General features: G+C 52.3%; 11 protein-coding genes. 5 read left to right on the top strand and 6 right to left on the bottom strand.

The features are described from left to right. Nucleotides 1-60: 60 nt before the first annotated feature. Entirely contained in the window at nt 61-1,179 is a 1,119-nt protein-coding gene (locus BMX00_RS08040) for a tellurite resistance/C4-dicarboxylate transporter family protein (protein ID WP_090828515.1), read from the bottom strand. A gap of 311 nt (nt 1,180-1,490) precedes the next feature. Here BMX00_RS08040 and BMX00_RS08035 point away from each other — a divergent pair, with 311 nt between their 5' ends. The 5 genes from BMX00_RS08035 (at nt 1,491) to BMX00_RS08010 (ending at nt 6,558) form a co-directional block, all read left to right on the top strand. Then, complete coding sequence (locus tag BMX00_RS08035) at nt 1,491-2,084, top strand: TetR/AcrR family transcriptional regulator (protein WP_090828514.1); 594 nt, start codon at nt 1,491-1,493, stop codon at nt 2,082-2,084. A 484-nt stretch (nt 2,085-2,568) separates the two neighbouring features. Next, nucleotides 2,569-2,868 carry a ComEA family DNA-binding protein gene (locus tag BMX00_RS08025; RefSeq protein WP_090828512.1) on the top strand — a complete coding sequence of 100 codons (300 nt, stop codon included), beginning with the start codon at nt 2,569-2,571 and terminating at the stop codon, nt 2,866-2,868. 339 nt (nt 2,869-3,207) lie between these two features. Beyond that, complete coding sequence (gene typA, locus BMX00_RS08020) at nt 3,208-5,022, top strand: translational GTPase TypA (protein WP_090828511.1); 1,815 nt, start codon at nt 3,208-3,210, stop codon at nt 5,020-5,022. A gap of 145 nt (nt 5,023-5,167) precedes the next feature. Beyond that, nucleotides 5,168-5,791: a DsbA family protein gene (locus BMX00_RS08015; RefSeq protein WP_090828510.1), complete on the top strand. Its 624-nt coding sequence runs from the start codon at nt 5,168-5,170 to the stop codon at nt 5,789-5,791. A 206-nt stretch (nt 5,792-5,997) separates the two neighbouring features. Beyond that, a complete protein-coding gene (locus BMX00_RS08010) occupies nt 5,998-6,558 on the top strand; it encodes a hypothetical protein (RefSeq protein ID WP_090828509.1) in 561 nt (186 codons plus the stop codon). A 262-nt stretch (nt 6,559-6,820) separates the two neighbouring features. Here BMX00_RS08010 and BMX00_RS08005 read toward each other — a convergent pair whose 3' ends face one another. The 5 genes from BMX00_RS08005 to BMX00_RS07985 all read right to left on the bottom strand — a co-directional run bounded on the left by BMX00_RS08005 (nt 6,821) and on the right by BMX00_RS07985 (nt 12,832). Further along, a complete protein-coding gene (locus BMX00_RS08005; protein ID WP_090828508.1) occupies nt 6,821-7,501 on the bottom strand; it encodes a hypothetical protein in 681 nt (226 codons plus the stop codon). 149 nt (nt 7,502-7,650) lie between these two features. Beyond that, complete coding sequence (locus BMX00_RS08000; protein WP_245727940.1) at nt 7,651-8,742, bottom strand: phosphotransferase; 1,092 nt, start codon at nt 8,740-8,742, stop codon at nt 7,651-7,653. A 141-nt stretch (nt 8,743-8,883) separates the two neighbouring features. Further along, the gene (locus tag BMX00_RS07995) at nt 8,884-9,255 is read right to left on the bottom strand and encodes an exosortase system-associated protein, TIGR04073 family (protein ID WP_090828650.1); all 372 of its coding nucleotides are present in this window, start codon (nt 9,253-9,255) and stop codon (nt 8,884-8,886) included. A gap of 550 nt (nt 9,256-9,805) precedes the next feature. Continuing rightward, nucleotides 9,806-11,314 (bottom strand): RimK family protein, encoded by a 1,509-nt coding sequence (locus BMX00_RS07990; RefSeq protein ID WP_090828649.1) that lies wholly within the window; start codon nt 11,312-11,314, stop codon nt 9,806-9,808. Between the two features lie 96 nt (nt 11,315-11,410). Next, entirely contained in the window at nt 11,411-12,832 is a 1,422-nt protein-coding gene (locus BMX00_RS07985) for a hypothetical protein (RefSeq protein WP_090828507.1), read from the bottom strand. Nucleotides 12,833-13,064: the final 232 nt, after the last annotated feature.

Raw genomic sequence — 13,064 nt, 5'->3', positions numbered from 1 at the left:
GCATTTTCTCGATCTGCATCGCATCGGTAGCGGATTATTTTGGAGTCATTCGGAGAATTCTCAACCCTGCCGTGCATCGTCCACGCGACAAGGTCGTGCGGGTATCAGAGAGCGTAGCGTGCCAATCAAGGTAAGAGACCAGATCAGCAGGGCAAACCAGCCCCAGTAACCTGAGATAACCTCAAGAAATCCATAACCGCTCGCCTTGGCCAGGGAAAGCGTACAGGCCGTATACATCCCCATGGGAAAGACTCTGCTCCATGAAGGAGGATTAAAAAAATGGTACTGCCTGCCGAACGCCAATCTCGACCATGGAAAAATTTTTATCCACAACGGTGCTGGACCGGGGACATGGGTAAATTTAAGGATATCCATGACCAATAGGTAGGGTATCCAAAACGTACCCAGGACCCATGCAAAAAAGGTCATCCAAAGTGTAATGGCCCGCATGCTATCCCATAGCGGTATGGCAGGCATATACATAGTTAATTCAGAACCCGTCAGGGTAAGGATAGCCGGGGCGCCCATGCAGATCCAGTAAGGGGCGTCCCAGTCATCCTGTTTAAAACGGCTGAAAAACAATCGGTAAATGATTCGTGCTGCGATAAACAGATACAGGATAAAACCGGCGGCCCAGAAAGACCATATCGCAAAATAGCCATAATCGGCGTGTGCGTCTGCTGGATCCAGCAGACGGACTCCCAGCAGGGCTACGGATACCGTACTTACAACGATGAGCAGGGTAGTGCCATTCAAGGAGTCCCGGATGGATTTTTCGGACATGCCGACGAGATTGAAAATAATAAAACACATGCATATGAGCCAGCCCATCAGCGCTATCAGCCATAACAGGCCCGCTAAGGCGCCGGCCTGAAGGAATATGACAAGCTGCATTCCTACGGTATTGGTTCCAACTACGAATGTCAGAAAAAGCCAGCTACGGGGCAGGGTTCGAAGGTCCGCCAGGAGGTTTGCCGAAAAGAGCAACGCCCTGGCAATCAGCATGATGCAGAACAGCACATAAAATACCGCATTCAGCGTAAACAGAACCTTTGCTATGCCCGGGAAAGCCATCGCCTCAAGGGCAATGGACACAATGCCCGTAGCCATGACCATTGCAAAATATACTGGATGAAAATCCCTGATACCACTGGCGATAACGGCGCCGCACTGCTTCATACAGATGCCATTCGTTATGCGATTGAAAACCCATTCAGGATAGAATATCCGACTTTACGCTTCCCAGCATGACGGAACAATGTGCTCATGGCTCTTTGTTGCTGAATCATGTCTGCTGGCACTGATTGGTCCGGGTGCATCGCTTTGGCATTTTTAGTGATCGCGGGCATTTTAATGGTCATAACCGTGCGGGTCGGTGGATGACACCTTGCGGGCCGCTGGTATTGATCACTCTTTAGATGTGCCTTACACTCTTTGTTTCGACTGAGTCGACTGCTCCTTTTTTTAATCCTTCACTCAGCGGAGGAAATATGGCCACGATCGATCAGATTGTTGATACCGCGGTTGAACTCGGCGAGCGGACATCATGGGAGGCTGTGCGTTTGCACGACATAGCGGCTGCGCTGGGAATCAACCCTGATGATGTGCGCGCTCATTTTCAAAAAAAAGACGACATCGTTGATGCCTGGTTTGAGCATGCGGATAGCATCATGCTCAAAGCGGCGCAAGCATCGGATTTTCCTTATCTGACGCCCCGCCAGCGTTTGCACCGTTTAATCATGACGTGGCTTGGCGCATTTAATCCTTATCGAAAAACGACCAGGCAGATGATTTACGGCAAACTGGAGCCGGGGCATATTCAGGCTCAAGCCGCCGGATTGATGCGCGTTAGACGCACCGTCGAGTGGATGCGCGCCGCCGCCGTACGCGAGGCAACTTACATTCACCGAATGCTGGAGGATTCAGGGCTTGCCGCGATCTATCTGGCGGCATTCTTCTACTGGATGAATGATGACTCTCCTGGATCAACAAGAACCAGCCGGTTTCTTGAGGGATGTCTGATGGTGGCGGATAAACTGGGCCGCATGGTTCGGTTCACCCCGGCAGTCTTGCAGAACGAATAGGTAACGAGCGTCCAAAGCATCCTGACGCATTCTCAATAAGATCTCCTAGATCTCCTCCCCTCCATCGCGGCGGCTAATCCAGAGCTCGTGAATCCGCTTTGCGCAATTTATCCTGCGGCGGTCACCTGCGATATCGGCCCCATCGGGCTTGACAGGCCTTTTGTTGAGCCGGTCGTCGCTCGCGTCATCCTGTCGCTATCCGTCTTCCTCCATCCTCCGTCTTGCCGATCGCCTCCTGCTTCAAATTTCGAGCCCTACCGGTCTCATCGCTGTTGCGCCAACAATTGAGGAAAAAGCCTACCCTGAGCGATCAATCGCTTCCTGTCGGTCTCCAATGCAACAATGAGGAAGATTTTGAGTGGGAAAATGGCGAATTGCTGTTATTCTCCTGTGGCAATTCTATTGCTCCCATCAGCTCATTTGATGAGACGTTTTATATTATGAAATTTTATGTTGCTCGTGCTCTCACTTAAAAGGAAAATCCATGAAGAAGTTGTTTATCGCCGTTGCCACAACGTTAGCGATCGCCAACCCGGCTTTTGCAGCTGTCAACATTAACACTGCTACCCAGGCCGAGCTTGAAACTCTCAAAGGCATTAATGCGGCCAAGGCCAAGGCGATCATTGACTATCGCAAAAAGGCGGGCGCGTTCAGGTCCACCGACGAACTGGAAAATGTTGAGGGCATCAGCCCCGTCACCGTGGACCTCCATGAACTTCGGAAGGATATCTCGCTGACAGGCCCAACGACTCTTAAGAAGGAAGCCAAGCCGGCAGCCAAGTAAGACAAGCAATAAGTCGTCGTCCAATAAAAACTCCCGTTAATCCGGGGGTTTTATTATTTCTGCGCTTACTTCTATTTCTACGCCTTCCATTCCTTGCCCATTTTCGTGTTTTGACACACGACTGAAACCCCGGGCAGATAGCATTGTGTGCTCGTCCGTCTTCTGCGCGCAGGGGGGGCGGCTAAAGAGAGGGAGATCAGCAAAACCGTTCTCATGATTGGCTTTTGCTTTTTTTTATTGAACCAACCAACAAATCGTTCGTCCGTATATGGTGCGGGCGGACTTTCCGGCTACCTGATATAATGCCGCCCTTTTGTTGTTCCGACCGAGGTTTTATCCATGTCACGTCCCATACGCAATATTGCAATTATCGCCCACGTCGATCACGGCAAGACGACACTGGTTGATAAGCTGCTGCATCAGGCGGGTTCTTTTGCTGCGCATCAGCATATTGCCGAGCGTGTAATGGACTCCAACGATATCGAGCGTGAGCGCGGCATCACCATACTCGCCAAGAACTGCGCTGTCGACTACGAAGGCATACATATCAATATTGTGGATACACCCGGTCATGCCGATTTTGGCGGTGAGGTGGAACGCGTGTTATCGATGGTGGACGGCGTGCTGCTGCTTGTTGATGCGGTGGAAGGTCCGATGCCACAAACGCGCTTTGTCACGAAAAAAGCGCTGGCGCTGGGGTTGCGCCCGATTGTGGTGGTCAACAAAATTGATCGCCCCGGTGCGCGCCCTGACTGGGTAGTGAATCATACCTTCGATCTCTTCGATAAGTTGGGGGCGAATGAAGAACAGTTGGATTTTCCCGTGGTATACGCCTCGGCGCTCAACGGGTACGCCACATTGGACCTGAAACAGACGAGTACGGACATGCGCCCGTTATTCGACATCATACTTAAGCACGTCCATGCCCCGGCGGGAAATGCAGACGAGCCGCTGCAACTCCAGATCAGCGCCCTGGATTATTCCAGTTTTGTCGGACGAATCGGTATCGGACGGATCAGTCGCGGCCGACTCAAGCCCGGCCAGGATGTAATGGTAATGGCTGGGGCGAACGTACCCAAAAAGGCCAGGGTCAACCAGGTGCTGGGCTTTCGCGGCATCGAGCGTGTGCAGCTCGATGAGGCACTGGCGGGAGACATCGTGCTGATCAATGGCGTTGAAGAACTCTGTATCGGTGCGACGCTGGCCGATATCAATCAGCCCGAGGCTTTACCGATGCCGGCCGTGGATGAGCCCACGCTGACCATGAACTTTCAGGTGAACACGTCACCTTTTGCAGGAAAGGAAGGCAAATTTGTTACCAGCCGGCAACTGCGCGAGCGCCTGGAAAAAGAACTGCTTACCAATGTTGCAATGAAGCTGGAGGAAACCGGCGACACCGATTCATTCCTGGTTTCCGGCCGGGGCGAATTACATCTCACCATTTTGCTTGAGAGCATGCGGCGTGAAGGGTATGAGCTTGCGGTATCGCGTCCGCACGTGGTGATCCGGGAAATTGACAGTGTCAGATGCGAACCGTTCGAAATGCTTACCGTGGATGTGGAGGAGGTTCATCAAGGCGCCGTGATGGAGGCTCTGGGTGCGCGCCGGGGCGATTTACAAGACATGGTTTCGGACGAGCGCGGTCGGGTAAGGCTGGATTACCGCATTCCCGCGCGGGGGTTGATTGGCTTCCAGTCCGAATTTATGACCATGACGCGAGGGACAGGTCTCATGAGCCATGTATTCGATGAATATGCGCCCATGCGACCGGAAATTGCCGCGCGCCGAAACGGGGTGCTCATTTCCGCCGAGCAGGGTGAAGCCGTAGCGTATGCGCTCTGGAAATTGCAAGAGCGTGGGCGCATGTTTGTCAGTCCCGGAGACCGCTTGTACGAAGGAATGGTGATCGGCATCCACAGCCGCGATAACGATCTGGTGGTCAACCCCATCAAGGGCAAGCAGCTGACGAATATCCGTGCATCAGGAACCGATGAGGCGGTAACCCTGACTCCGCCGATTCAGCTTACGCTGGAATCCGCCATCGAATTCATCGCTGATGACGAGCTGGTCGAGATCACCCCAAAGACTATTCGCATACGCAAGCGTTTTCTACAGGAACACGAGCGCAGAAAAGCTTCGCGAGCCGCCGCATAATACCTGACTTTTCGAAATCGCGGCGCATTACGGCAGTCACGGCCTAGTCTAACCCTAGTTCCTTATTTCGTTCCTTGCATGGATGCTGCATCATAGCAGCTGCTGTGCTTTTCAGCCTGAATGTAAGGAACGGAAGAGGCTTCACATGAGTGAAAAAATCCTGTGGTACATCGCCGATCCCATGTGTTCGTGGTGCTGGGGCTTCATGCCAGTGATCGAAAAAATCCACGCCGAATATGGCGACCGGTTGAAGCTGGAATTGCTGCTGGGCGGTTTGCGGCCCGGCACAAAAGACCCCATGGGCCGCGCGCAACGTCAAGAAATTCTCCATCATTGGGAAGCAGTGCATCGGATGACGGGACAGCCATTCCGGTTTGCAGGGGCGCTGCCCGAGGGATTTATTTATAACACCGAGCCCGCCAGCCGTGGTGTCGTTGCGGTATCCCTGATCGATCGCGGCGCCGTGTTCCCCTTTTTCAGGGCGGTGCAGTCCGCCTTTTATACCGAACAGCAAGACGTGACCAGTTCCCTCGTTCTGGCACAGTTGGCCGGCGGTATGGGATTGGATAGTCAGCGTTTCGCATTGATATTCGAATCCGATATGGCGAAGAACCTGACTCGGGAAAATTTTAATCGCTCACGTTGGTTAGGTGTAAGCGGTTTCCCTACCCTGCTCCTGGACAACGGCGCAAATTATCGCTTTCTTGCCCGAGGTTACCGACCGTCTCAGGAATTATGTTCAGAAATCGATGAGTGGCTTCAGTCATAGCTGGCTTGGAATAGCGTCACCGGGAATTCATGGCTGGCGGAATACTTGCTCATGGCAAACAATGTAAACGCTCAGGCAGCGGCCGCGTTAATAACGCTGTACCGGGTGTGCAGAAATCAGAGCTTCCGCTTCTTTCAAACCCGGCTTATTGAATAAGCTTATTTATATGTTGTTCAGGGGGCTCGATTGTCATTACAAGGTAACTCATGCACAAATCTTCTTTAAATTTTTCTCTTTTTGTTGTTGCACTTTCTCTCTGTATCTCCGCGCCCGCTTTCGCTGACAAGCCCGCGTGGGCTGGCAATCGCGAAGGCGAATATGACAAGGATGGCGACAAACACGAAGGCAAGGGTAAAAATCACAAGAATTACCGCGGGTACCAGAATCACCAGGACGGAAATTGGAATTACCAAGGTGGAAACCGGAATTATCGAGGTAATAATCATTACGCGACGCGCAATTTTGACGATCGTCAGCGAGGCATTATCTATGATTATTTCGGACCCAGATTCCGAAGTGGCCGCTGTCCGCCGGGCCTGGCAAAAAAGTACAACGGCTGCCTGCCCCCAGGGCAGGCCAAACAATGGAGAATGGGATATCCGTTGCCACCGAGTGTGACTTTTTATACCTTGCCTCCCGCGCTGATCGGGCAATTGGGTTATCCGGGCCCAAGATACCGTTACGTACGCGTTGCCGCGGATATCCTTCTGATCGCAGCCGGTACCGGAATGGTTATCGCCGCAATCGAAGATCTAAACTCAATGTGAACCACTACGCCTTGAATACGGCCTGGAAGGCATAGGGAAGGTCAGCAATGATTTAACAGTCTGAATCCAGGCTAAGGCGCGGATACTGAGCGCGAGCCCTGTGAGCGGAAACCTATCCATATTAATGGCGGGACTCGGTGTTCCCGGTTTCATGGTAAGGCGACAACCAAATGTCAGTAGATTTTTGCTATGTTGGATTCAGCGCCTTGCTTCAAGAACTGAATGACCCGTGGGTGACTCACTGCGGGGTTTATTCGAAGGCTCAAAGGCCAGTTCCGCTTGACCAGCCCAGACGCTCCAATAATCCCCGGAATGTATCGCTTGCGATAATAAATGCGATGAGATAAGAAGTTAAGCTTAACAAGACGATTGTGCCAATGGATCTCCATGGGCTCAAGGTGGAATAACGCCGCCATTGCGAGAGGAAGCTCGTATCCTCCAGTGTGTCGGGCCGATTGTATCGCTCCAATTCGGCAACGATATTATGCCGGGCTCTGCGCAGCGCGCTCACGATACCCGTCCGGTACGTGGCATCGATAAGATCGAGCCTCTTGGCTTGGACATCGAAGGAAGACGCATACAAGGCTGCCTTTCTGGCTGCTTCTCTGTAGAAGTCCTGCATCCGTTCCAGATACCGGTCATCCGCGAATAACTCATCAACCGCTTCTTCGATAGTGGAGATATCTTCCTTGCCCGGAACTGGAGGTTTGACAGCACTTTTTCCAGCTGATTTTGGCTTGAGTAGTCTTTCTATCTCTTGTATAAACTCATGTTCCTTTCTTGCGATGAGCTTGAGCCAAATTGCCTCGGCGGCTTGAGGAGAGGGAGGCCGGAAATTTGTTCCGCCATTGCGTGCATCCTCAAAAAGCTTATCAAGTTCAATCTTCGCCGCCCTTTCACACTCGTCGTCTACTGCCTTAAGCCTTACATTGAAAATGCTCATCGTTGTTCTGAAGCGCCTCGAAACCTTAATTGATACAGTGTAGCGTAATTCGCAAAGGCGTTCATGCTGATATGAGTGATAATCTCGTAGGACGCATCTATGTGAAGTTCCCTTAGAAATGCTTCCAGACAAGGGAATCCTATAACAGCTTATATCCGGATTGCGGCGAAAGCATCGTGTTCTTCGACAGCGGCTGCCGCACGACGGATGAGTTCGTAATTGCTCTCCGGTTTCATCATGCCGCCTACGGCGAGGGATATGACCATTGCTTCAAACGGGTAGGTAAGGTGGGCGCGATATCTTTGCATGAGGCTTTCATTATCGATTTGGGTGACCCCGTAATCTCTGAGTTTCTGCGCATAATCAGCAACCAGCCGTGCTTCATGAGCTCGCCGGACCTCAGGGTTAAGAGCGGTAGCCAGGAAATAGGCGATATCTCCGATTCCCTCGCCAAAACGTACCAATTGCCAGTCCAGAAGGCCGGGTTGAGACTGGTTCCAGAATAAATTACCGGGATGACAGTCATGGTGGATAAGCGTCAGTGGGGCGTCCGACAGGAAGCGCATGATGCGGGAGCGATGCCGTGCATAGTGGACCGCCAGCGCATGAATAGCGGACGGCACGGTCTGTCCCGCCCTGCGTAACCCTCGCTTCATCAATGGAACCGCCAAGGCTGTGCCCAAGCAGTCTTCGAGGCGACGTACGGGGCGCGCAAGCCAGCGATAGGTTTGCACGAGATCCGGTTTGTCCCAAAAATGGGCGTGAAAGCGGGCAAGTTGTTCAATAACAAGCGTGGCTTGCTCCGGCTCGAGGATATCGCCGGGGCTGCCGGCAGTCGCCCCGGATTCAGTTACGTCTTGTAAAACCAGGGTTGCGCCTCTGCCGGAATCGCTCTGCGCTGCAAGGAAATCGGGGATGGAAGCCGGCACGGCCCGAGCCGCTTCATTATAGAAGCGCACCTCTGTATGCAACAATCTTGGCAAAGCTGTAATCAGTCTGGCACGCCAGGCCAGGGAGGGAAGTTTCACGAACCACCGCCGAGGCAGGTTTGATGGGCCGTCATGCCCGACTGTCAGGCGAACTCTTGTTGTGGTGCCGATATCGAGCGAGGTAATGCTTACATTCGATACGATAACACCGTCGAGGCGATTATCAACGACTCGTTGAGCCCAGCCTACAGTCAAATCGCTGGGCCGTTGTGCAACAATATTATGCTTATCATGCTTATTATTCTTAATCACTTCTGTATTCACAGAATGCCGTCTATGTGGCAACTGCACTTATAAAATAGCGTTTATTTGGTACAAGTAATGGTTGGGACATGGAAAGGGGAGCCATAGGGCTCCCCTCGGGACCGGCAAACGGAAAGCCTGTACTCAGCGCTACTGCAGCTTCCAGTCCGGATGATAGTGTGTTTCCTTGTCGAAATCCTTCCAGATAAAGTCTGGATAGATGATCGGTTTGGTTGGAATAGGAAACGTCACCAGATCCACGACTCCGGTTAACGTACGCCCGATCCCTTGTACAATTCCAGTAAAGAATCCCACCGGAATACCGTAAGCGGGACCTTTTTTGTTGCTTTCTAGAATCATGTTCTTGGGAACTTCCACTATACCGGTGACGGTATTGGCAACGCCGTGGGCAAGTTTGTTACCAACTTTCTCCGGGTAACTTTCATTTGCTGCCATTGCCGCGTGAGGCGAGAAGAATAGCAATGCGGATACTAACAGCAACGGTTTCAACATGTTTTTCATGGATACCTCCCTAAAGTAGATTAACAAATAAATCCATTGTAATACTAGCATACTGTCGAGATTTATATGTATGGCATCTAACAAATTCAGTTTTTTCAATTTGAAACGGCGATGCATGGTCGAAAATCATCTCCAGAGAAAAAGGGTTGAACTTCATTATATGACGCATTGACGGGATTTTCGCGCAAATTATAGCTAAAGCAGAACGGGAAAATGAAGGGCCTGGGTTATTAGGGCTATTAATTCTGAATAAATGCTTTCGTTAAGAAGAAGAGTCTCAGGAAGATGGCTGGGAGGATCAACATATTTATCGATCGTGCGGGAACATCTTGCTAAGAAAAAGCCCGCGCGGATACCGACACCGAGCTGTCCCCCTTTTTTAGAAGGCTCCTCATTAATCAACAGGCAGAACTCGTGCCAGGGTTGTGACTGCAACCCAATGTCATTATATTGCAGAGCGTTATATACTTTTTTATTTTCCGGTGCTTACCGTCATCGTTACAACTGTAAAGATTTCCGTCGCAGAGGTTTATCGATATTTCTGAAAATTTTATCTGTTTGGCTGGGGATGGCCCTGTTTTCGTGCCTCGATGCGCTTCAGAAAGACACCCATGACTTCACGGTAAAGCGCATCCTTGAGGACGCCGTCTTCGTTGCCCGCATCAACATTGGGGTTGTCATTGATCTCTATAACATAAAACCGGTTACCCACCTGCTTGATGTCAACGCCATAGAATCCATCCCCAATGAGATTGGCTGATTTGAGTGCAATCTCCACCATTTCTTGCGGGGCGTCACCTACCGCGATTGCTTCGGTGGGACCTTCGCTCAGCTTGCGCTGCTGATCGTCGCGCTTGATGACTTGCCAATGCCCAGCGGGAAAGCGATATCTCGCGACAAACAAGATTCGCCGATCCAGTATGCCAACCCGCCAGTCAAAGTCGGTAAACAACCATTCCTGCGCGATGATCAGCACCGATTTCGACATGAGTTCGGTTACCTTGGCAGGCAACTCGGCTTCTGCTTCGACCTTTACCACTCCGCGCGAGAATGAGCTGTCCGGTTGTTTCAGGACGCAGGGAAGGGCGAGCTCGGGGATAATTCGAGCAATATTGTCCCGGTGTACCAATAGCGTTTTCGGGATCGGTATATTGCGCAGCGAGAGAAGCTCAGCCAGATATACCTTATTGTTGCACTTGAGGATGGAATCGGGGTCATCGATGACCACCAGCCTCTCCGCGAGCGCCCGGCGCGAGAAACGATAAGTGTAGTGATTAACAAAAGTCGTGTCGCGAATGAATAGCGCATCGAATTGGGGAATGCGCCCGATGTCGTTGCGCGTGATGAATTCCACCCGCATGCTCAGTTCTTCAGCAGCCCTTTTAAATTTCTCCAGCGCTTTCGCGTTAGAAGGGGGCTCAGGATTACTGGGATCGTGGAGAATGGCCAGATCGAAGCGGAACGGATGCTTCCTCGGTGCCTGACTTCGCCCGGTAAAATAGTCCATCGCCGCACGTACCGCGAATTCGTGATGTTCGGTGGGAATGTCGCTCGCGGCAATCGCCCGCACGTTGCGTACGCTCCATTGATCGCGATGACGCTCGAAGCGGGCGGACAGCAGCGGCGCTTGTAACAGGTTGAAGAGCTGATGGCTGAGCGAATCGTAGTGGCTGCTTATACTTCGGCCGAAGTAGATGCCCAGTACAAAATCGTCCGCCGCGAGCGGCGCCAGCAGGCGCTGGATCATTGCGTTCAGGTCTTCGGTGAGATAACGCACCAGATTTTGCGATTGCAAATCTTCTATGGTTCCCACTTTCGGCAACGGCTTGTGACCGCGCGCTTCGGCAAGCAGCGATACATAATAACCGGAGCTCTGGTACCGATACGATTTGCAAAGGTTGAATACCTTGACAGAGCGGCTTGTGGTTTGATCGGGGAGACGGCTGATACCATTGGCATAAAATGGATCGATCAGGTAGGTCCGGGCCGCAACGACGCTTACACCAGGAATATCCAGAGGCCATTCTGCGGGCTCATCGACAATGATGAGTATATTCATCAGGATAGTCTGCTGCCGGTTTCCGCTGAGCAATCTATCCTCCACGGCCGTCACCGGATAGCGGTCGGCTTATGCCACGCAACACGCGCTAACTTATCAGGTAGGCTGAGGAGCACTTTTTTTAGTTTCGCCCGGAGGCGTGCCGGCGCTGCGCACATTAACGAATTTGCTTAGTGTATCGAACCAGAAGGGAGCTCCTAGCGAAACTGCAAATATAGAAATAGCCAATCCGAACAGTTTATAAAGTGCCCAGCTCGCAAATTCCAGTGATAGCCGGGGTGGCTGAAAATAACCCGGATCAGTTGGGTTACCTGACCATCCGACCGGCAATTGGAGGTTGCGGGCTTTTTCGAGGACAAACTGTATGCGGGTATCTTCACTTTCACCTGCGGGTATAGCTCCGGGGGAGGCGGATTCGGCGCTTTTCGGGCTCGGCTGTGACTTGACCGCATCCTGTGCGGCAGCGACGAGCGAGGCGCGCAGGGCATTATCTTGCGAAAGACGTTGAATGAGCATCACTGTATCGGCATTCGAGGCTACGACAACAATAATCGCCAGGCCAAACAGTACCTGCTGAGTCCATCGCTTATACCAGCCGCCGACCCTGTTCATGGCATCGTTGAACCAGCCCTCCAGGTTTTTTCGGAAGGCTTCTGCCTGATGTTCTATAGCCTTGACCTCGCGCCGCGTCTTATCCACGAGGACGAGAAGCGATTCTTTGGTATTACCTTCGGGCAACCGCTTGAGTCCCTCCTGGATATTGCCCAGCGGATCGGGATACTGGGCCGCGATGGTGCGGCCGAACTCAAGCGCCTCCCTCAAGGTAGCGCCCGCATTCAGGAGAAGAGCTGCTTCTCTGGGATTTTTGGCTGATGCGATAGCTGCGCGCCGTGCGTCCAGCATTTTTAGCGTCGCATTGATTTGATCCGCTTTCATTTTCGCATCTGTTGCGGCGGCTGCAAGTTCGGTATTGCCGTCGGCCTGGTTTGCGGCTTGCAATGCCGCTTCGTACGCGGCCTTCGCCTTGTCCGCAATGGTTTCCAGGGCGGCTCGGGCCTGCGCCTGAGCTTGCCTTGCGAGCTCGGCCGCTTGGGCAAGCTGCGAATTGCCGGGCATGGCAGCGGCTGCCTGCCGGGCTGTCTCGTAGGCGTCATCCGCCTTTTCAGCCTGGGCCAGAAGATCCCCATATCGCGCGGCGATAACCCCCCGTATTCCCAGAATGTCGAGCAGGGCCAGCGAAAAATTTTCCGGCGACATATAAGAGGGCTTGCGGGTCGGCTTATTGGGGTCGACCGCGTGCTGCGAAATACTGCTTATCAGTCCGTGATTGTAGAGCTGCTGTGCCAGCCCGGTGAACGTTGGATCATTGAGAAGGTTTTTGATTCCTTCGAAGAGGTTCTTTCCCCTTTTTTGCAGCAGCGACGCGATGGCCTCATTAATAGCCGTGCAAATAAGGCTGAGGAGCAGGTAGACGAAAATGACGCCAATGGCTACTTCCAATATACTGGAACCGAACATTAGACCTCCGCCAAAAGAGATAATGCATACAATGCATAACCCAGTCTAGTCAATATGGTTATTTGTGGCAAGTGGGTATTCCGGACAGAGAGCGTGCGAGCCAGGCGACATGGACCGTTGCCGTGGACAACATGAGCTGCGCATGGGCTCGCAATTTAATTCCAAAATTGCGATATCTCATGCACAACTTCGGTGCAACTTTGAACAGTGATGCGCAGTCTCATTAGCGCTA

This window comes from Nitrosovibrio tenuis (genome assembly GCF_900109785.1).
GTDB classification, from domain to species: domain Bacteria; phylum Pseudomonadota; class Gammaproteobacteria; order Burkholderiales; family Nitrosomonadaceae; genus Nitrosospira; species Nitrosospira tenuis_A.
This window is presented reverse-complemented; position numbering and strand designations above follow the sequence as displayed.

Coding starts and splice junctions, on each gene's coding strand:
- BMX00_RS08010 (WP_090828509.1), top strand. CDS start 5,998: ATGCACAAATCTTCTTTAAATTTTTCTCTTTTTGTTGTTGCACTTTCT.
- BMX00_RS08040 (WP_090828515.1), bottom strand. CDS start 1,179: ATGAAGCAGTGCGGCGCCGTTATCGCCAGTGGTATCAGGGATTTTCAT.
- BMX00_RS07990 (WP_090828649.1), bottom strand. CDS start 11,314: ATGAATATACTCATCATTGTCGATGAGCCCGCAGAATGGCCTCTGGAT.
- BMX00_RS07995 (WP_090828650.1), bottom strand. CDS start 9,255: ATGAAAAACATGTTGAAACCGTTGCTGTTAGTATCCGCATTGCTATTC.
- BMX00_RS07985 (WP_090828507.1), bottom strand. CDS start 12,832: ATGTTCGGTTCCAGTATATTGGAAGTAGCCATTGGCGTCATTTTCGTC.
- typA (WP_090828511.1), top strand. CDS start 3,208: ATGTCACGTCCCATACGCAATATTGCAATTATCGCCCACGTCGATCAC.
- BMX00_RS08035 (WP_090828514.1), top strand. CDS start 1,491: ATGGCCACGATCGATCAGATTGTTGATACCGCGGTTGAACTCGGCGAG.
- BMX00_RS08025 (WP_090828512.1), top strand. CDS start 2,569: ATGAAGAAGTTGTTTATCGCCGTTGCCACAACGTTAGCGATCGCCAAC.
- BMX00_RS08015 (WP_090828510.1), top strand. CDS start 5,168: ATGAGTGAAAAAATCCTGTGGTACATCGCCGATCCCATGTGTTCGTGG.
- BMX00_RS08005 (WP_090828508.1), bottom strand. CDS start 7,501: ATGAGCATTTTCAATGTAAGGCTTAAGGCAGTAGACGACGAGTGTGAA.